The organism is Psychroserpens sp. NJDZ02 (assembly GCF_004843725.1).
GTDB lineage: Bacteria > Bacteroidota > Bacteroidia > Flavobacteriales > Flavobacteriaceae > Olleya.
In genome coordinates this window covers 749,680-770,896 of sequence record NZ_CP039451.1, presented here as the reverse complement: position 1 = coordinate 770,896, position 21,217 = coordinate 749,680, and the positions used below count along the sequence as shown (strand labels likewise).

At 31.7% G+C, this 21,217-nt stretch carries 18 protein-coding genes and 1 tRNA gene; 18 read left to right on the top strand and 1 reads right to left on the bottom strand.

Annotated elements, in window-relative coordinates; genetic code table 11:
* Positions 1–32: 32 nt before the first annotated feature.
* From gldL to E9099_RS03455, 4 genes are all read left to right on the top strand, one after another.
* Complete coding sequence (gldL, locus tag E9099_RS03470) at positions 33–671, top strand: gliding motility protein GldL (protein WP_136582325.1); 639 nt, start codon at positions 33–35, stop codon at positions 669–671.
* 48 nt (positions 672–719) lie between these two features.
* A complete protein-coding gene (gene gldM, locus E9099_RS03465; protein ID WP_136582324.1) occupies positions 720–2,285 on the top strand; it encodes a gliding motility protein GldM in 1,566 nt (521 codons plus the stop codon).
* 43 nt (positions 2,286–2,328) lie between these two features.
* Positions 2,329–3,228, top strand: a complete 900-nt coding sequence (gene gldN, locus E9099_RS03460; RefSeq protein ID WP_136582323.1) for a gliding motility protein GldN — start codon at positions 2,329–2,331, stop codon at positions 3,226–3,228.
* A 102-nt stretch (positions 3,229–3,330) separates the two neighbouring features.
* Positions 3,331–4,371 (top strand): NAD(P)/FAD-dependent oxidoreductase, encoded by a 1,041-nt coding sequence (locus E9099_RS03455; RefSeq protein WP_136582322.1) that lies wholly within the window; start codon positions 3,331–3,333, stop codon positions 4,369–4,371.
* 10 nt (positions 4,372–4,381) lie between these two features.
* Here E9099_RS03455 and E9099_RS03450 read toward each other — a convergent pair whose 3' ends face one another.
* Complete coding sequence (locus tag E9099_RS03450) at positions 4,382–4,789, bottom strand: DUF983 domain-containing protein (RefSeq protein ID WP_136582321.1); 408 nt, start codon at positions 4,787–4,789, stop codon at positions 4,382–4,384.
* 107 nt (positions 4,790–4,896) lie between these two features.
* Here E9099_RS03450 and E9099_RS03445 point away from each other — a divergent pair, with 107 nt between their 5' ends.
* The 14 genes from E9099_RS03445 to E9099_RS03380 all read left to right on the top strand — a co-directional run bounded on the left by E9099_RS03445 (position 4,897) and on the right by E9099_RS03380 (position 21,098).
* Entirely contained in the window at positions 4,897–6,801 is a 1,905-nt protein-coding gene (locus tag E9099_RS03445; protein ID WP_136582320.1) for an ABC-F family ATP-binding cassette domain-containing protein, read from the top strand.
* An 80-nt stretch (positions 6,802–6,881) separates the two neighbouring features.
* The gene (locus E9099_RS03440) at positions 6,882–8,018 is read left to right on the top strand and encodes an efflux RND transporter periplasmic adaptor subunit (protein ID WP_136582319.1); all 1,137 of its coding nucleotides are present in this window, start codon (positions 6,882–6,884) and stop codon (positions 8,016–8,018) included.
* Positions 8,018–11,215 carry an efflux RND transporter permease subunit gene (locus E9099_RS03435; protein ID WP_136582318.1) on the top strand — a complete coding sequence of 1,066 codons (3,198 nt, stop codon included), beginning with the start codon at positions 8,018–8,020 and terminating at the stop codon, positions 11,213–11,215. Before E9099_RS03440 ends, E9099_RS03435 begins: the two co-directional genes overlap by 1 nt.
* Positions 11,205–12,524 (top strand): TolC family protein, encoded by a 1,320-nt coding sequence (locus E9099_RS03430; protein ID WP_136582317.1) that lies wholly within the window; start codon positions 11,205–11,207, stop codon positions 12,522–12,524. Before E9099_RS03435 ends, E9099_RS03430 begins: the two co-directional genes overlap by 11 nt.
* Before the next feature lie 187 nt (positions 12,525–12,711).
* Positions 12,712–13,530 (top strand): Two component regulator three Y domain protein, encoded by an 819-nt coding sequence (locus tag E9099_RS03425; protein WP_136582316.1) that lies wholly within the window; start codon positions 12,712–12,714, stop codon positions 13,528–13,530.
* Between the two features lie 69 nt (positions 13,531–13,599).
* The gene (locus tag E9099_RS03420; protein WP_136582315.1) at positions 13,600–13,782 is read left to right on the top strand and encodes a CPXCG motif-containing cysteine-rich protein; all 183 of its coding nucleotides are present in this window, start codon (positions 13,600–13,602) and stop codon (positions 13,780–13,782) included.
* Between the two features lie 119 nt (positions 13,783–13,901).
* A tRNA-Met gene (locus E9099_RS03415) sits at positions 13,902–13,974 on the top strand.
* Between the two features lie 545 nt (positions 13,975–14,519).
* Entirely contained in the window at positions 14,520–14,915 is a 396-nt protein-coding gene (gene tssD, locus E9099_RS03410) for a type VI secretion system tube protein TssD (protein WP_136582314.1), read from the top strand.
* Positions 14,916–14,938: 23 nt separating this feature from the next.
* A complete protein-coding gene (locus E9099_RS03405; protein WP_136582313.1) occupies positions 14,939–16,711 on the top strand; it encodes a type VI secretion system Vgr family protein in 1,773 nt (590 codons plus the stop codon).
* On the top strand, positions 16,712–17,569 hold the full coding sequence (locus tag E9099_RS03400) for a hypothetical protein (protein ID WP_136582312.1): 858 nt from the start codon (positions 16,712–16,714) through the stop codon (positions 17,567–17,569).
* 11 nt (positions 17,570–17,580) lie between these two features.
* Positions 17,581–19,251, top strand: coding sequence for a PAAR-like protein (locus tag E9099_RS03395; protein ID WP_136582311.1), 1,671 nt, complete (start codon positions 17,581–17,583; stop codon positions 19,249–19,251).
* The gene (locus tag E9099_RS03390) at positions 19,251–19,574 is read left to right on the top strand and encodes a hypothetical protein (RefSeq protein WP_136582310.1); all 324 of its coding nucleotides are present in this window, start codon (positions 19,251–19,253) and stop codon (positions 19,572–19,574) included. The genes E9099_RS03395 and E9099_RS03390 overlap by 1 nt, the downstream gene beginning before the upstream one ends.
* Positions 19,575–19,579: 5 nt before the next feature.
* Complete coding sequence (locus E9099_RS03385) at positions 19,580–20,752, top strand: DUF6402 family protein (protein ID WP_136582309.1); 1,173 nt, start codon at positions 19,580–19,582, stop codon at positions 20,750–20,752.
* Complete coding sequence (locus E9099_RS03380) at positions 20,745–21,098, top strand: hypothetical protein (protein ID WP_136582308.1); 354 nt, start codon at positions 20,745–20,747, stop codon at positions 21,096–21,098. Before E9099_RS03385 ends, E9099_RS03380 begins: the two co-directional genes overlap by 8 nt.
* Positions 21,099–21,217: the final 119 nt, after the last annotated feature.

Sequence of the window (21,217 nt, the reverse complement as noted above, 5' to 3'; positions counted from 1 at the left end):
ATAAAAACTTAACAACTAAAAACTTAGAAATTATGGCACAAAAAGGAAAACTTTCGACGATGAATATGGTTTATGGATTGGGAGCAGCAATCGTAATTATTGGAGCTTTATTTAAAATTCAACACTGGCCTTATGGATCACTTATTTTAACAATAGGTATGATCGTAGAAGCTGTCGTATTTACATTATCTGCTTTTGAAAAGCAAGGTGGCGAATTAGATTGGTCATTAGTTTACCCTGAACTAGCAGGTGGTGCTTCATTAGGAGCTAAAAAAGCTACAAAAGAAGAGCCTAAAGATGCTGAAGGTTTATTATCAAAAAAATTAGACAACTTATTAAAAGATGCTAAAATTGATGGAGAATTAATGGCAAGCTTAGGAAATAGTATCAAAAATTTCGAAGGAGCTGCAAAAGGAATTTCTCCAACTGTGGATTCTATGGCTGCAACTAAAAAGTATGGTGAAGAAATGACCCTTGCTGCTGCACAAATGGAGTCTTTAAACAGCCTTTATAAAGTACAAATGGAAAGCGCTAGTCGTCAAGCATCAATTAATGAAGAAGCTGTAGAAAATGCAACTAAATTAAAAGAACAAATGCAATCTTTAGCATCTAACTTATCTTCTTTAAACGGAGTATATGGTGGTATGTTAACTGCAATGAACAAAAACTAATTAGTGATTAATATCAACTAATATTAACAACTAAAAAACTAATTAGACATGGCAGGAGGAAAACAGTCCGCAAGACAAAAGATGATTAACCTAATGTATTTGGTATTTATTGCAATGATCGCAATGACAATGTCAAAAGAAGTATTATCTGCATTTGGATTAATGGATAAAAAATTTGATAGAGCTAACGAATTGGCTATAGCATCAAATAATGGTATTTTAACTCAGTTGAAAACACAAGCTGAGGAAAAGCCGGATGAATTTGGTAACGCAAACAAATTAGCTAATGATATTAGTGAGATTTCGGATGAGTTTTATAAGTTTTTAGGAACAGTTAAAGCTGAAGATATCGTTAAAAGTGGTCATTATGAGTTAGAAGAAAGTGGCGATTTACCTTACGAAGAAATGGATAAGGGAGATAAACTTGACGAGCTGTGGTTTACTGGTGACAGATTAACAAAAAGAGGACAAGAAGTTTTAGATAGAATAGAAAAGTATAAAACGGACATTAAAGCTGTTTTACCTAATGAGGGAAAATGGCAACCAGTAATTGAAAGTTTTGAAAAACGTTTTAGTACAGCTGCCGTAAAAGATAATGATGGTGTAGAGAAAAAATGGCTAGATTATCATTTTCAAGGATTTCCAGCTATTGCATCTTACACTAAGTTAACTGCAATGCAAAATGATGTAAAGGCTACTGAAACTAATATCTATAATGGGTTTTTAGGTAATCTTGTTAGTAATGCAACGTCTTTAAAGAATTATAAGGCAATTGTATTGGCTGATAAATCTGCATTTTTTGCTGGAGAAAAATTTCAAGGTAGAGTAGTGTTAGGTAAGTACGCTAATGTTGTACCTACAAAAATGAGTGTAGGGGAAAAAGAAATTGATTTAACTGAAGCAATTGATTCGACAGGAGCGGCTAAATTAGATTTTAATGTAGGTAACGTTGGAGAGCACAATATTGATGGTAAATTTACTTTCGTAGAAGACGGTAAGGAATTAGAAATTCCAATAATTGGAAACTATGTTGTGGTACCAAGACCAAATTCTGCTACTATTTCTGCAGATAAAATGAATGTTGTATATAGAGGTGTACCTAATCCGATGACTATTTCTTTCGCAGGAGTACCTGATAACAAAGTTAATGCTAGTGGATCTGGTTTATCTAAGGCGAATGGTATTGGAAAATATACTATGAAACCTGGATCGGGTAAAGAGGTTACAATTAGTGTAACAGCTAAACTTGATGATGGTTCTAGTGCTTCTGATAGAGCAGTATTTAGAATTAAAGATATCCCTAAGCCATCTGGTACTATTGCTGGAAAGTCGGAAGGTTCTTTACCAAGAAATAACATTGAAATAGGGACTATTAAAGCTGTATTGGAAGATTTTGATTTTGATTTGCCTTTAAGAGTAACATCATTTAAAATTAAAGTACCTGGACAGTCTACAGTAAATGTACAAGGTAGTAAGTTAAATGGACAAGCAAAAACAGCTTTAAGAAAAGCTAGACGTGGAGATGCTATTCAAATATTTGATATCAAATCTAAATCGTCAGCAGGAGTAAGAATTAAGCCAGCAAGTCCAATTGCTATTGAGTTATCAAACTAATCAAAACATATTTGATTAATTAAATTATAAAAACAATTTTCAGATGAATTATAAATCTTTATTAGCAGTTGTATTCGGAGTATGTTTTGCATCTCAGGCAGTTGCTCAATCTAATATTCTAAATGCTAAATCTCCAAAAGAGATTGGTGTAAGAACAGAAGAACAAATAGCGTTAGATAACGACAACCCTCTAGAATACGGATATGTTGATGATAGAGATATTATGTTTGCAAAGATGACTTGGGAAAAAGTTGTTTTAGACGAACGTGTGAATTTTCCTTTGTACTATCCTGTGGATACTAATAATATAGGGAAAGAAAGACGTTCTTTATTTGATGTCTTAACTAAAGCTATAGATGAAGGTAAAATTAAAGATGTCTACAACGATTCTTATTTTACTGGAAAACGTACTAAAAAAGAGTTAGCTCAAATTAGAACAGCTGTAGATACGATGGATATCGGTTACGATCAGTTAAATGCTGATGGTTATGTAGATCCGGAATATATTACGACTACAACTATTGCATCTTATGATGTTGTTGCATATTTTATCAAAGGACTGTGGTATTTTGATAAGCGTCAAGGAGAATTAAAGTATAGATTATTAGGTTTAGCACCTGCTGCACCGGATGTTAATTACGTTAATTCTAATGACGAAGCAAATAAAGAGCCTATTCCTTTATTCTGGATTTTTTATCCTGATGCACGTGAAGTGTTGCATGAATCTAAAGCTTTTAATGCTAAAAATAGTGCTATCCCTTTTTCTTTTGATCATATTTTAAACTCTAGACGTTTTAATAGTGTGATTTTTAAAGAGGAGAATGTATTTGGAGACCGTAAGGTTGAAGAGTATATCGCTGAAAACTCGTTAATGCAATTATTAGAGTCTGAAAGAATTAAAGAAAAAATTAGAAACTTTGAGTTAGACATGTGGTCGTACTAAAAGAATTAAATTTATTATATTAAGAAACGCCCACTGTGAAGTGGGCGTTTTTTTGTTTATCTACTCTAGTAATTATCCACAGATATAGTATACTTTTGTGATATGAAAGTAGACTATATAATTGTTGGTTGTGGATTAGCGGGGATTTCTTTTTGTGAAAAACTTAAGGAAAATAATAAGACATTTATTGTTTTTGATGATAACTCTCAGCAATCTTCTGTGGTTGCAGGTGGTTTATACAACCCTGTAACTTTAAAACGATTTACACCAGTGTGGAAAAGCGAAGAACAACTTGCTACTGCTTTGCCTGTCTACAGTAAATTAGAAGAGGTATTAGGTGTTAATCTAGATTATAAAATACCAGTTAAACGTCGGTTTACTTCATTAGAGGAACAAAATAATTGGTTTGCTGCTTCTGATAAAGAGGGATTAAAACCTTTTTTAAACACTTCTCTTTTTGAAAATACGAATACAAATATAGAGGCAAGTTTTAAATTAGGAGAAGTATTACACACAGGAAGGTTAGATACAAAACAACTTATAGAAAGTTACAAGCCATATCTTTTGGATAAGAATTTGCTTATTACAGATCCTTTTGTTCATGATTTAATAGAGATAAAGAATGACCAAATAGAATACAAGGACATATCTGCTAAGCAAATTGTGTTTGCCGAGGGGTTTGGTATTAAACAAAACCCTTATTTTAAAGAGTTGCCATTGGGCGGTACCAAAGGACAGTTGCTTACTATTCACGCACCAGATTTAAAACTAGACTATGTGCTTAAGTCTAGTGTCTTTGTTATTCCGTTAGGACAAGATACTTATCGTGTAGGTTCTACTTACGAGCAGAAAGATAAAACAAATACGATTACAGAGGAAGCAAGACAAATGCTTTTAGATAAGCTTAAAACGTTTGTAAAATGCGATTTTGAAGTACTTAGTCAAGTCGCAGGAGTTAGACCAACAGTAAAAGATAGAAAACCTTTAGTTGGAAGACATCCCATATCTAAAAATATATATTTGTTTAACGGTTTAGGATCGAGAGGAGTTATGATTGCGCCTTATATGGCAAATCAACTGTTTAATTTTATTGAGAACAATGGTGTTCTTGATAAAGAAATAGATTGTCTTCGTTTTTTTTAAGACAATTTAGTTATTTTTTAGTTTCTAGTTTATCATTTTTAGAGGCTAACTTTTTATCGTAACTCATAAAAATATTGATCCATATATTTCTCGATAGTCTTACGATTATTGGATAAAACACTATTAAGGCACCTACAATTGCTATAAACGCGACGTTTGGTGTGCTTCCTAAAAAGAAATAGCTAATAACAAAAGCAGCGACAGCAAAAGCAATTCCGACACCATAACTAACATACATAGACCCATAGAAAAAAGAAGGTTCAATTTTATATTTAGTGTTACAGTGACTACAGCGCTCGTGCATACTAAAAAGTTGACTTACGTGATAAGGGTTAGTATCTGTGTACATTGATTCTTTATGACACTTTGGGCAAGCACCTGTAAATATAGAGTATAATTTAGAGCCTTTTTTAAACATAATAATTGTGTACTTTTGCAATTCAAAAAAAAGAGTGTTGAAGTTTAGACTTCAAATACAAATTTAAGTTTTATTCTTTCAACCATAAGTAACATAAGTCACAATTCATGCTAAATATTCATAATTTATCAATTTCATTTCAAGGAGAATACCTTTTTGAAGATATCACTTTCAAACTAGGAAATGGGGATAGAGTCGGACTTATAGGTAAAAATGGAGCGGGTAAGTCTACGATGCTAAAAATTTTGTCTAAAGAATTAGAACCTGATTCTGGACAAATTGCAGCAGATAAAACACTTAAAATTGGATTCTTAAAACAAGATATTGATTTTGTTTTAGGACGAACGGTACTTGAAGAATCGTATCAGGCCTTTACGGAAATTAAAGAAATCGAAGGGAAGATTGAGTATATCAACACACAATTAGCAGAGCGTACGGATTACGAGAGTGAAGCATATCACGATTTAATGGTCGAGTTAAGTGATATTCAGCATCAATATGAAATCCTTGGAGGGTACAATTATCAGGGAGAAACTGAGAAAATATTACAAGGACTTGGTTTTAAACGTGAAGATTTTGAAAAGTTAACCGATACTTTTTCTGGTGGATGGCGTATGCGTATAGAGTTAGCGAAGTTATTATTGCAAAATAATGATGTACTACTTTTGGATGAGCCAACAAACCACTTGGATATAGAATCTATTATTTGGTTAGAGGGATTTTTACGAAATTATGCTGGAGCAGTCGCTATTGTATCGCATGATAAAATGTTTTTGGATAATGTAACTAATCGTACTATTGAGATTTCTTTAGGACGCATTTATGACTATCCAAAACCATATACAGAATATTTGGTTTTAAGAGAAGAGCTTAGAACACAACAGTTAGCGTCTCAAAAAAATCAACAAAAGCAAATAGAGCAAACCGAAAAGTTAATCGAAAAGTTTAGAGCAAAAGCTAGTAAAGCAACGATGGCCCAGTCTTTAATGAAAAAATTAGACAAAATTGACCGTATCGAAGTCGATGAGAATGATAATAGTGTGATGACTTTAAATTTTCCGGTATCTATTACGCCTGGAAAAATAGTTGTAGAAGCTAAAGATGTGTCTAAAAGTTATGGAGATAATCAAGTCTTATCAGGTGTAGACTTGTTAATAGAGCGTGATGTTAAAACCGCGTTTGTTGGTCAGAATGGACAGGGTAAATCGACTTTGGCTAAAATATTAGTAGGAGATTTAAAGCATGATGGACATTTAAAACTAGGACATAATGTGCAAATTGGGTATTTCGCGCAGAATCAAGCGGAGTATCTAGATGGTAGTAAAACGGTCTTAGATACTATGATAGATGCTGCAAATGAAACTAACCGAAGTAAGGTTCGTGATATTTTAGGATCCTTTTTATTTAGAGGTGATGAGGCAGAGAAATATGTTAGAGTATTATCTGGGGGAGAGCGTAACCGTTTAGCTTTAGCTAAATTAATGCTACAACCATTTAATGTTTTAATAATGGATGAGCCAACAAACCACTTAGATATAAAATCTAAAAATGTTTTAAAAGATGCCTTAGAGCGTTTTGAAGGGACTTTAATTTTAGTCTCTCATGACAGGGACTTCTTAAAAGGCTTAACTAATACTGTTTTCGAATTTAAAGATGGTAACATTAAAAAGTATTTAGGTGATGTAGATTATTACTTAGAACAACGTAATGTTGAAAATTTACGTGAAGTAGAAAAACGTACAATTGTAAAAAGTCAGCCTAAAGAAACTCCAAAGCAATCTTACGAAGATCAGAAAAGACAAAAATCTTTAAATAATAAACTAAGTAACTGCGAGTCTAAAATTAACCAGTTAGAAAAGGAAATTAAAGACATTGATCTTATGATGGCAAATAACTATGATGAGACAGTTGCAAAACCTAATTTTTTCGAAAACTATCAATCTAAAAAGGATCAGTTAGTCAAGTTAATGCAAAACTGGGAGGATATTACGCTTCAATTGGAAGCGTTTTAATTACTTCTTTTAAGTTTTTTTTAACGTTTACCCTCTAAACTATAGGCTAATTTTGCGGTCATACTATCAAAATCAAATACATGCGCAAAATTATACTATCCATTTTAGGTGTTTTATTTATTATTGCTTCTTTTATTTTTGCTAAAAATTTAATAGATAATAAAAAGAAACCAAAACCTGTAGCTTCTAAAGTTATAAAAACGGTATTTATAGATACGGTTCAAAACGGAACAATTCCGATTGTTATAGCGGCAAATGGAAATTTGACAGCGAAGCAACGCGTAGAGTTGTATTCAGAAGTGCAAGGTGTATTTCGTAATGGAAGTTATTTGTTCAAACCAGGCCAAACCTATCGCAAGGGGCAAACATTAATTCGTGTTGATGCTTCCGAGTATTATGCAACGGTACAGTCTTCAAAAAGTAGCTTGTATAATTCTATAGCAGCTATAATGCCAGACTTACGTTTGGATTTTCCTGATGTGTTTCAAAAATGGCAAACGTATTTAAATGGTTTCGACTTAAATAAAACGACTCCAAAATTACCGGAAATCACTTCTGATAAAGAAAAATATTTTATAACAGGTCGTGGTATTATTACAAATTATTTCAATGTAAAAAATTTAGAACAACGGTTATCTAAATATACTATATCAGCACCGTTTTCAGGTATTTTAACAGAAGCTCTGGCGACAGAGGGTTCTTTAATTAGAAATGGACAGAAGTTAGGAGAATTTATAAATCCTTCGGTTTACGAAATGGAAGTTGCTATTAGTAAAAGTTTTGCTAATATTTTAAAAGTTGGAGAATCAGTAAGCTTAAGTAATTTAGATAAAACAGAAAGTTATATAGGTAAAGTTTCTCGTGTAAATGGAAGTATTGATGCTACCACACAAACCATTACAGCTTTTATAGAGGTCAAAGATGACAATCTAAAAGAAGGGATGTATTTAGAAGCTAATTTAAATGCCAAAAGTGTTGCTGATGCTATAGAGATTGATAGAAACTTACTAACAGATAGTCAAGAGATTTATGTCATAAAAGATAGTTTGTTAGATGTTATTCCGGCAAAACCCATTCATTTTTCAGACACTAAAGTAATCTTGCAAGGTGTGCCAAACGGAACTATTATTTTAAAAAGACCGGTACCAGGTGCGTATTCTGGAATGTTAGTACAACCATTTGTAGAGCAATCTAAATCTAACAATAACGCGGAGTAATGAGAAAAATAATCACTTATTTTATTAAATACCACGTTGCTGTTAATGTTTTTATTTTAGCATTTTCTGTTTTCGGAATCTTGGGGTATTCATCTTTAAAGTCATCCTTTTTTCCTTTAACAGAATCTAAAATAATCAACGTTAGTATAGCTTATCCAGGTGCTTCTCCTCAAGAAATTGAAGAAGGTATTGTGCTTCAAATTGAAGAAAATTTAAAGGGGTTAAAGGGTCTAGATCGTGTAACTTCAGTATCTAGAGAGAATAGCGGAACTATAACAGTAGAAATTGAAAAAGGTGAAAACCTTGATTTTATGCTGCTTGAAGTTAAAAATGCTGTAGATCGTGTGGCTACTTTCCCTACAGGAATGGAACCTTTAGTCGTGTCTAAGCAAGAAGCGGTTAGAGAAACTATTTCTTTCGCTTTAAGCGGAAAAGATATTCCATTAGCAACATTAAAACAATTAGGTCGTCAGGTAGAAAATGATTTACGTGCAATTGACGGGATATCTCAAATAGAGGTTTCGGGATATCCACAAGAGGAAATTGAAATTGCAGTTAACGAAGGTAACTTGCTGGCTTATGATATTACTTTTAGCGACGTCGCTAATGCCGTTAGTGCATCCAATATATTAGTGACTGGTGGTAATATTAAAACAGATGCAGAAGAGTATTTGATTAGAGCGAATAACAAAGAATATTACGGAGACGAAATGTCTAATATTATTGTTAAAGCTTCGGCAGACGGAAAAGTCATTCGGTTAAAAGATGTAGCTATTATTAGAGATCGTTTTTCAGAGACGCCTAATGCTACTTATTTTAATCAGCAATTGGCTGTAAATATTTCGGTGACTAGTACAAATAATGAAGATTTAATTACTTCTGCTGAAAAAGTAAAGGATTATATAGAGGCTTACAATCAAAAGCATAACAACGCACAGTTAGATGTGGTTAGGGATTTATCTGTAACATTAAATCAACGTACAGATTTATTAACGGAAAATGCTATTGTTGGGATGATATTAGTACTAGTTTTTCTATCGTTGTTCCTTAACATGCGCTTGGCATTTTGGGTGGCTTTTGGATTACCTATTTCATTTTTAGGAATGTTTATTTTTGCAGGTCAGTTTGATGTGACTATTAATGTCTTGTCATTATTTGGTATGATTATCGTTATTGGTATTTTGGTAGATGATGGAATTGTAATTGCCGAAAATATTTACCAACATTACGAAAAAGGAAAATCACCAAAGCAAGCAGCTATTGATGGTACCATGGAAGTTATTCCTCCTGTCGTTTCTGCAATTATTACAACGTTATTGGCTTTTTCTCTTTTCTTGTTTTTAGATAGTCGTATTGGAGAATTTTTTAGCGAAGTGTCCGTCATTGTAATCTTAACATTGGTGGTGTCTTTAGTAGAAGCGTTAATTATTTTACCAGCGCACTTGGCACATTCAAAAGCATTAAGACCTCCAGTAGAAGAAGAAAATCCTTCAAAATTAAAGCAGTTTTTTGCTAAAATGAGATTTATAAATAGGGCAGGTGACAAACTAATGTCCTTTTTAAGAGATAGAATTTATTCGCCAGCTTTAGATTTTGTTTTGGAGTTTAAAATATTGTCTTTAGGGATTTTTGTAGCACTTTTAGTCTTGACTTTTGGAGCAATGGGTGGTGGTGTTATTGGTGTGACTTTATTTCCTAGTGTGGCTAGTGATAGAGTGTCTATTACGCTAGAAATGCCTAACGGAACTAATGTAAGGGTCACAGATTCTATTATTTCTTTAATTGAAGAGAAAGCATTTATTGTTAATCAAGAATTATCAGAAAAGTATTTAAAAGGAACAGGTAAAGAGCTATTCGAAAACACCATTTTGACTATTAATAGTAGTTCTAGTGCATCACTTAGATTAAATATGTTACCAGGAGAAGAACGTCCTGATGCTATTAAATCGTCAATGGTGTCTAATCGACTAAGAGAATTGGTTGGTCCGGTTATCGGAACAGAACGATTGATTTTTGGTTCAGGAGGTAATTTTGGAGGTAGTCCAGTATCTGTCTCGTTATTAGGAAATAACATTGGGGAGCTAAAAGCTGCTAAGTTAGAAATGAAGGCATATTTAGACACCAATCCTTTACTTAAAGATATAGAGGATAATGATCCTGCAGGGATTAAGGAAATTAGATTAAAACTAAAGGAAAGCGCTTACTTATTAGGGTTGGATTTACGTACAGTTATGAGTCAAGTGCGCTCTGGTTTTTTCGGAGCACAAGCACAACGTTTCCAACGTGGACAAGATGAGATTAGAGTTTGGGTCCGTTATGATAGACCAAACAGAAACTCTATTAACGATTTAGACGATATGCGTATTTTAACTCCGACAGGAGCGCGTGTTAATTTAAAGGATATTGCAAGTTATACTATTGCTAGAGGGGACGTTGCTATTAATCACTTAGAGGGATTAAGAGAAATCAGAGTCAGTGCAGACTTAAAGGATCCAAGTACAAGTACAACGGATATATTAGATGATATTAAAACCGTGTTTATTCCTAATTTACAAGCTAAATATCCAACAATCTCGGCTTCTTTTGAAGGTCAGAATAGAGAAGCAAGCAAGCTTTCTAGTTCTATCGGTAGTGCCGGTACAGTTATTTTATTGCTTATTTACATAACTATTGCGTTTACGTTTAGAAGTTATAGTCAACCTATTTTGTTATTGTTATTAGTGCCTTTTAGTTTAACAGCAGTAGCCTGGGGACACTGGTTATTAGGTTTTCCTGTAAATGTATTGTCCTTATTGGGGATTATTGCATTAATAGGAATTATGGTGAATGATGGATTGGTATTAATCGGAAAATTTAATAGCAATTTAAAAGAAGGGATGACCTTTGACTCAGCATTGTCAGAAGCAGGTAAGTCCCGTTTTAGAGCTATATTTTTAACCTCTTTAACCACTATTGCTGGATTAGCGCCTTTACTTTTAGAAAAAAGTAGACAAGCACAATTTTTAAAGCCTATGGCAATCTCTATATCATTTGGTATTGCTTATGCAACCATATTGACACTGTTAGTGTTACCATTATTTTTGTCTTTTAGTAATACTATTAAACAAAAATCAAAATGGTTAATGACAGGTAATGAAGTAACCAAAGAAGAAGTAGAACGCGCTATTAAAGAACAAAATGAAGAAAATGAACATTAAATATAATTTAGTTGTCTTAGCTGCATTTTGTTGTACTGCAATAGTAAGTGCACAAGATGTTGTAACGCAAGAGCAAGCAGTAAAGTTAGCATTAGAAAATAACTACGGAATTAAAATTGCTAAGCAAGCAGTTGAAGTTGCAGAGAATAATACAAGTGTCCTTAATTCTGGATATTTACCAACTTTAACAGGAGCGGCAGGCGCAACTTATAATTTAGATAATACTGAAGCACAATTTTCTGATGGGTCATCAACAGTTTTAAATGGGGCTGAGAGTGATAGATATAATGCTTCTGTAAATTTAAATTATACGCTTTTTGATGGATCAGGAAGACAGTATAACTATAAAAGTTTAAAAGAACAATACCAATTATCGGAGCTTCAAGCGCGCGAAACAATAGAAAATACTGTTATTCAGTTGTTTTCGGTATATTATTCAGTTGCACAATTAACAGAGAATTTGGACGCATTACAGGAAACCCTGGAGGTGTCAAAGGATAGGTTGGTACGTGCCCAGTATCAATTTGACTATGGACAAAATACAAAGTTGGGCGTTTTAAATGCTGAAGTAGATATTAATAATGATAGCATTAATATAATTTCATCATTTCAAGACTTGAAAAATGCAAAACGTGATTTAAATGTGGTATTAGGTAATGCTTTAAATCCTGAGTTTACGGTTAACACGAAAGTTGATTTTACGCTTCAATTTCAAAAAGAAGATTTGTTAGAAAAAGCGAAAACACGTAATGTAGCGTTACTGCAAACGGAGAAGAATATAGCGATTAGTCAATTAGATATTAAATCTAATAAGTCTGGTTTTTTGCCAACTATTGGATTAACGGGTACTTATGGCTGGAATAAGAATAATAATAATGGTGCGTCATTTGTGTCTGTAAGTACAAATACAGGGTTATCTGGAGGCTTAAACTTAAGTTGGAATTTATTTGATGGAGGAAGCACAATAATAAATGTTAGAAATGCTAAAGTTAATCTTGAAACTCAAAAACTTCAAAAAGAAAATATTTTAATAGGGATCAAAAGAGACTTTGAAAATGCTTGGGAAGATTTTGAGAACAAGTTGAAAATTTACAATATTCAACAACAAAATATTATTACCTCACAGAATAATTTTGAACGTACTCAGGAAAATTTTAAAATTGGTCAAGTTAATTCAATCGAATTTAGGCAAGCGCAACTTAATTTATTAAATGCAGAATTAAGTCGAAATCAAGCCAAGTATCAAGCCAAATTAGCGGAGTTAGATTTACTTCAATTAAGTGGGGAATTGCTTAATGTAACCTTCTAACTTATTGTGTTTTAGCGCTGTGTTTTATCGATAGTGTCAGAATGATTTTATTTTAAATACGTGTTTCCCGACTAGTAACGTCTTTTTTTATATGAAATGTTAATTTTATTGACACTTAATCGAAACTATTTGTTTTTGGTCTCCTTTCGACCTATATTTGAGACAGTTAATCCCCAAAACTGTTAACATGAAAACCATAAAACTAACCCTACTAATGTTTCTTTTTGCTTGTGTATCTTTTGCAAGTGTATCAAATTCTGAAAAAGAAGCTTTAATCGCGCTTTATAATAGTACAAATGGATCAGAGTGGAACACAACTTGGGATTTAGATAAGTCAATAGACACATGGCACGGTGTAGTAATTTTGGACTCTAAGGTTGTTAGTTTAAATTTATCATTTAATAATCTAGTAGGAACGATACCAGCGGATATAGGTGAGTTAACTAATCTTCAAGTTTTAAATCTTAGTTTTAATACACTTAATGGAGATCTACCAGAATCTATTACTAACATGAAAGAATTATATTCTCTTCAATTGTTTTTAAATCAATTTGAAGGAGAAATTCCAAATTGGATTGGTAACATAACTAGCTTAGAAGCATTAGCTTTGTATAGTAATAAATTTACAGGGGAGATTCCAGAATCTATTACAAATTTAACTAACTTAAAAAGTTTAGAGCTAGGAAGTAATTATTTGACAGGAAGTATTCCTTTTAATATTAATAATTTAAAGAAACTTAAAAAGTTAAGTCTTTTAGATAACCAATTAGAAGGTCAAATTCCAGAAAGTATAGTTGAATTGACTAATCTTGAAGAGTTAGTGTTATCTAGCAATAAACTGTCAGGAAGCTTACCTTTTGAGTTATCTCAATTGTCAAGCCTTAAATTAGTTATGGTTAGTGATAACCAATTAAATAATGACTACGTTACAGTTGTAGGAAATACACTAAATAAGATGTCATTGTTTTTAGAAGATACAGAAGTGTTGGCTAGTAATAAAGAATAAATAAGTGTTAAAAATATATTTAAAAAGTCAACCTTTGGTTGGCTTTTTTTTTTTTTATAAAAAATATTTATGTTCGAGCACGATTTTCAATGCCCTTATTGTTGGGAAACCATTTCAATGTTACTTGATCCTAGCGTTTCAAATCAAACATATGTAGAAGATTGTGAGGTTTGTTGTAATCCAATACAAATAAATCCAGAATTTAGTCAATCTGAACTTGTTGGTTTTGAAGCTGTTAGTATTGAACAGTAAAAAAAGATAAAATTATGCTTGTTATATCTAAAAAGGTTTGTATATTTGCAGTCCGAAACGGTTATGTCGCCATTATGAAGCGAAAGTTAAAAGCTAAGTTAAGCATTCGGAATTTATATCGCGGGATAGAGCAGTAGGTAGCTCGTCGGGCTCATAACCCGAAGGTCACTGGTTCGAGTCCAGTTCCCGCTACTAAGTAAAAGCTTCACAGAAATGTGAAGCTTTTTTGTTTTACAGAAGGTCTTAATCGACTTGAGTGTTGTAAAGCTTAAATTAGAGATCATAACAAGCGTCTAGATTGATTAACTATATCTGTAAAGCATTATCTTTTCAAAACAAAAAAAAACCGAAGCAAATAGCCTCGGTTTTTGAATTCTCAAGATTGTATTCTAATTAATCTTAACCTTTTATTTAATAGCTTTAAAAAAGGAATCTATAAGTACTTTAGGTGATTTGTCGTGCTTTGTGATTTTGGGTATTTCTAAATCGATATGTAATAATTGATAGACTGGAGTTCTTGTATTTGAGCTATAGGTTTAATTTAAATTTTTATATTTTAATTAATTTATACTGTTTTGTGTTTAGCGCAATACAGCAAGGGGTTTGCGGTAAAATGAATTTTCAGATTTATGACAAGACAAGTGTTTTGTAACTATTATTTTGATTTTCAGACGTCTAAAACATGTTGAAAAACGTATATTAGGTACTTAAACTTAACTATAAAACGCTTAAAAATAATGTCATTTATATCAAAATTATATGTAGATAGTGCAACTTTTAATGTTTTAAAAGCCGAATATTTTATAAAACAAAGTATTGATTCTAGGGGGATTCCAGATGGGCGACCTCAAGGTGGACAAATAGAACTTTTTTTAGAGTCGACCATAGATGTGGATTTCTTTGATTGGGCAGCCCAAAGTGATGCAACCAAAGATGGTAAGGTTACCTTTTTTAAAAGAGATAATATTTCTAATTTTAAGACTTTAGAGTTTAAGGATGCTTATTGTATAGAATTTAGAGAAATGTTTGATGCAGAGAATACAGATCCCTTAAAATTTAAAATTATACTGTCGTGTAGAGTGTTAGAAGTTAGAGGTACTAAGTTCGAAAATAAATGGCCTCAAAAACAATAATTTTAATTTAATTTATAGATATTATGTCATCACATGCTAATATTACTGCTATAATAGGAGGAACTACCATTTCTTATATCAACGATTTCTTTTTGGAAGAAACAGTGGGAGATCATGCTAATTTTTCATTTAAGGTAAGAGGAGATTATTTAGAGGATAGTTTATCTGAAGTTTCTGTTTTAAATAGTTCTAAAGAGTTTCTTGGAGAAAATTGTAGTTTAGAAATTAAAAATGTAGAAGATAATGGTGAGAAAACACTTTATTTTAAAGGTGTTATTACTAATGTACAAGGTGTTAAGGGGGATGATGAAAAAGGTTTAGCTGATATTATAATTTTAACAGGTAAGAGTAGTAGTTTTCTATTAGATAATTTTAGTGTAATAAACTCTTACAAAGAGCAAACGTTGTACGATATTATTGATCGTTCATTAGGCGCCTATAATAGAGCATCGCTGGATGTTAGAATTAATCCAGAAGATAATAAATCATTGTTTTATAGTGTTCAGAATGGACAAAGTGCTTTCGAGTATTTACAGTTTTTAGCTGCAACTAACGCCGAATATCTTCTTTATAACAATGAAACATTATATTTTGGAAAACCAGATTTAGGAGAAGCTACCGCGCTTGTTTATGGGTTTGATTTGAAGGATTTTAAATTAGGATTAGAGATTCAATCTTTAAAGTTTCAATATGGTAATAATGATTATTTTACAGATAATCATGTTAGTTCATCTTCAAATTCTAGTGCTTCAAGTTCAGGATACACTGCATTTACATCTAGAGTAAGTCATCAAATGCAAGTTGCAAAGTCAGAGCATATTTTTCCTACCTATGAGGATCAGGATGTGCGAGGGCGTTTGGATAGAGCTGTAGAACTACAAAAAAAGGTAAAAGAACAAAGCCAAGTAAGTTTGCAGGGCATAAGTACAAATACAGGAGTAACGCTAGGGGGGCTCGTAAATATCAAAAGCGAAACAGATTCATTTGGTGAGTTTCGTGTGGTTAAAGTGTCACACCATTGTAGCGAAAATGGTAAGTATTCTAATACTTTTGTTGCTGTATCTACAGAGATTGATATTTATCCTCTGACTAATATTGGAGCAATAAATAAATCTGACTTGCAAATAGGTACCGTGTTTAACACGGTCGATCCAGAAGGCATGAGTCGTGTATTGGTGCAATTTCCTTGGCAAAAATCAAGTAGTGAAACAACACCGTGGTTGCGTGTTGCCACACTTTATGCGGGAGGAGATCGTGGTATGCATTTTATTCCGGAAGTAGGAGACCAAGTCATCGTCGCTTTCGAAAATGGTAATGTAGAACGTCCTTTTGTACAATCTTCTCTATATACAAATGCTAACAAGCATAGTAATTGGCAAAGTGATAGTAATAATTATAAAGGTATTACTACTAGAGTTGGTCATATTATAGAATTAAATGACACCAAGGGAGGAGAAATGATTACCATTTCAGACCCTAAAGGGAATATGATTTGTTTTGATACTGTTAATAACAACGTTACCGTTACGGCAATAGAGAATATGATTTTTAATGCTAAAAATTTGGAAATTAATGTTCAGGAGAACATGGATATCACAGTAGGGGAAAATTACACGTTAAATGCTAAAAATAGCAATGAAAATATAGACCAAAATAAAACGATAGATGTAGCAGAATCCTATTTGCAAACCTCCTCAGAAGCTACAATTGTAGCATCCAATGGAGATATGAATATTGAAGGCGCAGGAGTAGCGACATTTCAAGGAGGTTCAGATGTTAAAATTAGTAAAGGCTAAATGAGGTTTCTAATTAATGATATTGAGTTAAAATTACAATTGGCAGCTAGTTCAGAAAGCTATCTACAGAAGATAACATCTGAAGTGTTTCTTAATGGTAAAACCACAATCAATAGTTCTGAGAAAACATTGAGTTTAGAAATTAGCAGAAAAAAAAATCAATTACCGCAAATTAATATAAAATCAAAAAACCACGCTATTGCGTTAGCGCCTTTATTAAAAAAACAGGAAGCAATGACCATTAAAATGGCAACATTGACAGACAGCGTTATTTTAGGAATAGATGCTAATGGAGATATTGATACGATACATAATCATCATATTATTAAGCAAAAATGGGACATTCTAAAGAAAGAATTAGCTAAGCAATATGAAGGCGATATTATGGAAATCTATTGTTTTGGTATTGATAAAAAAATAAATGACTCTAAGAAGTTAATTTCAGATTTTAAACAAGCACGATTGTTTGGTTTACTATGGGATAATTTATATGGGGATTATACAGATGACAAATCAGTTATAAAAAAAAGAACTAAACGTATAGATAATTGTGTAAACCATATTCCAATTATTATAAATGAAGACATATTTTGCAACCTAATTGATGATAATAACGGAATTGTTGAATTGCAAATTAAAGGACAGTTAAATAAAGAAGAAACCTATATAAAAAAAATAGAAAATCATTTTATTAGAGAAGGAGCAAAAAAAGAAGCGCGCTTTGCACTTTCTAAATATAACGGTTTATTTCAATTTGATATTAAGTCTGGGCTTTTAAAAAAAGGCTCTTTGTTAATTGAAACTGTCTTTGGAGAATATTATAAGAAAAAAGAACAATTTGATATTCAAAACATATAAGGGTAAAAAGTATGAGTGCTAAAAAATATGTATGTAATCAAGCAAAAATAGAATGCCAAATGTGTACCAACCCGCAAGGGACACTTATGGTTACTTCTAACATGATTAAATTACAAGGTGAAATTTGGGCTACAGAAAAAGATAAGGAGAAAATAAACCTTATATTTCAAGGTAATTGTAAGAAAAGTCCACATCAAGCTGTCCCTTGTATTGCAGTAATGCAAACAGGACAATGGCAAGGAACTGGAGATATATCTATACAAGGTAGCAAACCTCTATTGGAGAGTTCTACTATTATGTGTAATTATGGAGGCGGAACTATTAAAATTAAAGACGATTTACAAAAGTCGCAACCTTCTTCTTTATTACCTACAGCAGTAGATGGTATTACTCCAGATGTACCTGTTTCGAAAGTGTTGGTTTCTTCTGCTTTATCAGCAAGTTCAAAAAACGACCCTGATGATGACTATGTAGAAACCTCTCAAAGTGACATTAAAAAAGAAGAAAAAAAGAAAGAAGAGGAAGAGAAAAAAGACACTTACTTTCTGTTTTTAAAAAAAGAATCAATGAAACCAATTTCGGGATTAACTTTTTTTGTGCAGACTTCAGAAAATAAAAAAATTAAAGGAACAACGAATAACAAAGGGTATTTTAAGATTTCAAGTGATGAAAAACCACCATTTAAGCTTCTTGGTCATTATTACGGAAAAATAACTAAAAGTGATGACAAGCTCTCAGATATAGGAAAAGACATATACACCTTTGAAAAACAAGAAGAAAAACCTATTACTTATATAAAATCTTTAAAATATAAAAGCCTTAATAGAGATAAGAAATTATTAGTAGGTACTACCAAAGTTAAAGTTAAAACAGGAGACACCTTAGAAAAATATTTCAAAAAGTATCTAAAAACATTAGATACAAAAAGCAATAGAGGCTCTGTTTTAATGGACTTTAACTTTGGGAACTCCATAAAAGGAACCTACAAAACATTTGATTTGGGCAATAAAGGAGAAATACTCATCCCTAAATTTGATGGAGAAATTAGTGACTTAAAAAAGGAATTAACACATATCTTTTACCTTACTAAAATTGCAAGAGAGTCCTTAAGTCAAAAAATGCTTAATGACGCCAATGTTATCAAAAGAAATAAATGGACAAAGCAAGCATTAAATACCTATGATATTCTTAATCCTACATTAATAAATAAGAAAAGAACACCTATTGAGTTTGATTGGAATTATGATACAATTGTACTACATAATTCGGGAAATGCATTTGATACTAAAGTAGGGGAATTGGAAGATTACCATTCTTTAGATCATCAATGGGAGGATGTAGGATACCATTTTATTATTGGTAGATGTGAGAATAATGAATGTAAAATATATGAAGGGAGACCATTAATTTTTAAAGGGTCTCATGCAAAGTTAAATTCAAATAAAATAGGTGTCTTAGTTGAAGGAGATTTTGAACATCAGATACTCGATTTTGACGATGATGTAGAAGCAACACAAGTTGTCTTACTGAAAAAGCTAATAAAATCTTTAACCAACAATTTTCCTATCTTAAATTTAATAGGACACTCTGATGTTGATAACTTGAAACCTGGAGACGGATGCCCTGGAGAGGAATTATATAAATACATTCCTATGTTAAGGGAACAATTTAATTTGAAATAATGATAAATAAAATAACGAAAGGTCTATTGATAGTGGTTATTCTTTTTTTATTAATAAAAGTTAGCTGTGTAATATTGAGACCAAGAGGAGATGCACGAGTATTTTTAGGATTGAAGTTTAATCCATCACAAGAAAATATTATAAATCAGTATGATGAAGAAACTGAAGGAAAATATCCGATACTATATTCTGATGAAATAATGCTTAGAGGAGAAAATATTTTGCTATTCATTTTTAAAATTCCTTATTTACTTTACCTAAGTATCATAGGAATATTAATTATTATAAAATTTAAGTTTTTAAAGAATAAAAACACGCTTTAAACAAAATGGTTTTAAAATTTGAACAAGATAAAATTAAAGTAACCTTTACAACTGAAGAAGAAGTAAAAGCAACAACCTATACCGTAAAAGTATTTGCCAAAAACAAAAGTGATGGTGGTAGTGAACAACATGTATATACGTCTCCCAGTTATACAATAATAAAGAAAAAGGAAAATATTTGGTTTCTTGTTATAGACTATATGTTTTACAATGCCGTTGCAAAGAAAATTAAGACTTCAGGCAAGCCATTACCTAACATTATAGACTTTTCTTTTAAAATTCTAATTAATGAAACGGAAAGTGAAGTATCAGAAATTTTTTCAATACATTTTGTACGTTATATGGCACAACTTATGGATGTTTTAAAATGGAAAAATGCAGCAAAATTGCAAAGATTATGGTTTACAAAAGGATGTAATAATGAAAAAAAGAATGTTCCACCCGAAATAGATTTTATAGATATTAATTGGGTCTTTAATATTTCATCTCACGCAAAAATAATATGTGACAATTTTCATAAAGGCAATTTAATGTCTTTTAAAAGCGCCTGGAAAAGACCCGTTAATGAGTTTTTTACTCCAATAGTTAAGAACTCTTTTAAGACTGAAATTAAAGACCAAATAGAAGACAAAGAAATTGAAGTGCCTAACGAAAATAATACTAAGACTACTTTTGGCTCTTTTGATTTAAAAAAAGTAAAAGATAAAAACGGCGAAAAAATGCCATTAATAGAAAAATATTATTTCAATTCTCACTCTTTTGGAGGAGATGGGGGTAAAGATGGAGTAATGCACATTTTAGGAAACGGTTTAGAATTAGATGATTTATTGGGTAGTTTAGCTAATTTTAATTTTCGTGTAGCTGCTCAAGGGCATTTAATTTATGAAAATAACACAGTAAACGTTAACATTAAAAAATTACTGTACTATATAAAAGATAATTTTGATTATGTAGGAGATGAGCAAGAATTAGGTTATTGGAGTATTGGAAATGAAATAAGAGTTAGGGCGCCAGAATTAGGGGCATTTACAGATGATGATGAATTTTATAATATAAAAAACAAAGATTTTTCAGATTATAGAAACGATGTAGGATTAGGCTATGATTTTCACGTATATTCAACGATCCATACAATAGATGTAAGTAACAAAAATATAAAATTTGATTTGTATGAATAAATTTAAAATAGCTTTTTCTATTACTTTCTTCTTCTTGTTTTGTAGCTGTTACAATCCGAAAGGAGAATTCTACACTAAACACGAAAGCCCTAAAGGAGAATACGTTTTAGAAGTATATCAACTAAAATTATCATCTAGTTTTAGAACACATGGAGACTCTCCAAACGCTTACGTTATTTTAAAAAATAAAGAGGGGAAAATTATTTCAAAACCTAGTATTATAAATAAATGCAATTTTATATTGAATGATTTATCTGTTGAATGGTTTAAACATAATGAAAACAAAGTACACTATACCAATATTAGTTATATAGACATAGATTTAGGTGAAATGATATGCTTATAAGCATAGATAAAGAAACCATAGCCGTTAAAAAAGAACCTGTATAGCAAGGCTGAATATTACCAAATCACTAATAAAACATATAGAGATTATAGAGACGATTATAATATGGGGTATAATTT

Coding starts and splice junctions, on each gene's coding strand:
- gldL (WP_136582325.1), top strand. CDS start 33: ATGGCACAAAAAGGAAAACTTTCGACGATGAATATGGTTTATGGATTG.
- gldM (WP_136582324.1), top strand. CDS start 720: ATGGCAGGAGGAAAACAGTCCGCAAGACAAAAGATGATTAACCTAATG.
- gldN (WP_136582323.1), top strand. CDS start 2,329: ATGAATTATAAATCTTTATTAGCAGTTGTATTCGGAGTATGTTTTGCA.
- E9099_RS03455 (WP_136582322.1), top strand. CDS start 3,331: ATGAAAGTAGACTATATAATTGTTGGTTGTGGATTAGCGGGGATTTCT.
- E9099_RS03450 (WP_136582321.1), bottom strand. CDS start 4,789: ATGTTTAAAAAAGGCTCTAAATTATACTCTATATTTACAGGTGCTTGC.
- E9099_RS03445 (WP_136582320.1), top strand. CDS start 4,897: ATGCTAAATATTCATAATTTATCAATTTCATTTCAAGGAGAATACCTT.
- E9099_RS03440 (WP_136582319.1), top strand. CDS start 6,882: ATGCGCAAAATTATACTATCCATTTTAGGTGTTTTATTTATTATTGCT.
- E9099_RS03435 (WP_136582318.1), top strand. CDS start 8,018: ATGAGAAAAATAATCACTTATTTTATTAAATACCACGTTGCTGTTAAT.
- E9099_RS03430 (WP_136582317.1), top strand. CDS start 11,205: ATGAACATTAAATATAATTTAGTTGTCTTAGCTGCATTTTGTTGTACT.
- E9099_RS03425 (WP_136582316.1), top strand. CDS start 12,712: ATGAAAACCATAAAACTAACCCTACTAATGTTTCTTTTTGCTTGTGTA.
- E9099_RS03420 (WP_136582315.1), top strand. CDS start 13,600: ATGTTCGAGCACGATTTTCAATGCCCTTATTGTTGGGAAACCATTTCA.
- tssD (WP_136582314.1), top strand. CDS start 14,520: ATGTCATTTATATCAAAATTATATGTAGATAGTGCAACTTTTAATGTT.
- E9099_RS03405 (WP_136582313.1), top strand. CDS start 14,939: ATGTCATCACATGCTAATATTACTGCTATAATAGGAGGAACTACCATT.
- E9099_RS03400 (WP_136582312.1), top strand. CDS start 16,712: ATGAGGTTTCTAATTAATGATATTGAGTTAAAATTACAATTGGCAGCT.
- E9099_RS03395 (WP_136582311.1), top strand. CDS start 17,581: ATGAGTGCTAAAAAATATGTATGTAATCAAGCAAAAATAGAATGCCAA.
- E9099_RS03390 (WP_136582310.1), top strand. CDS start 19,251: ATGATAAATAAAATAACGAAAGGTCTATTGATAGTGGTTATTCTTTTT.
- E9099_RS03385 (WP_136582309.1), top strand. CDS start 19,580: ATGGTTTTAAAATTTGAACAAGATAAAATTAAAGTAACCTTTACAACT.
- E9099_RS03380 (WP_136582308.1), top strand. CDS start 20,745: ATGAATAAATTTAAAATAGCTTTTTCTATTACTTTCTTCTTCTTGTTT.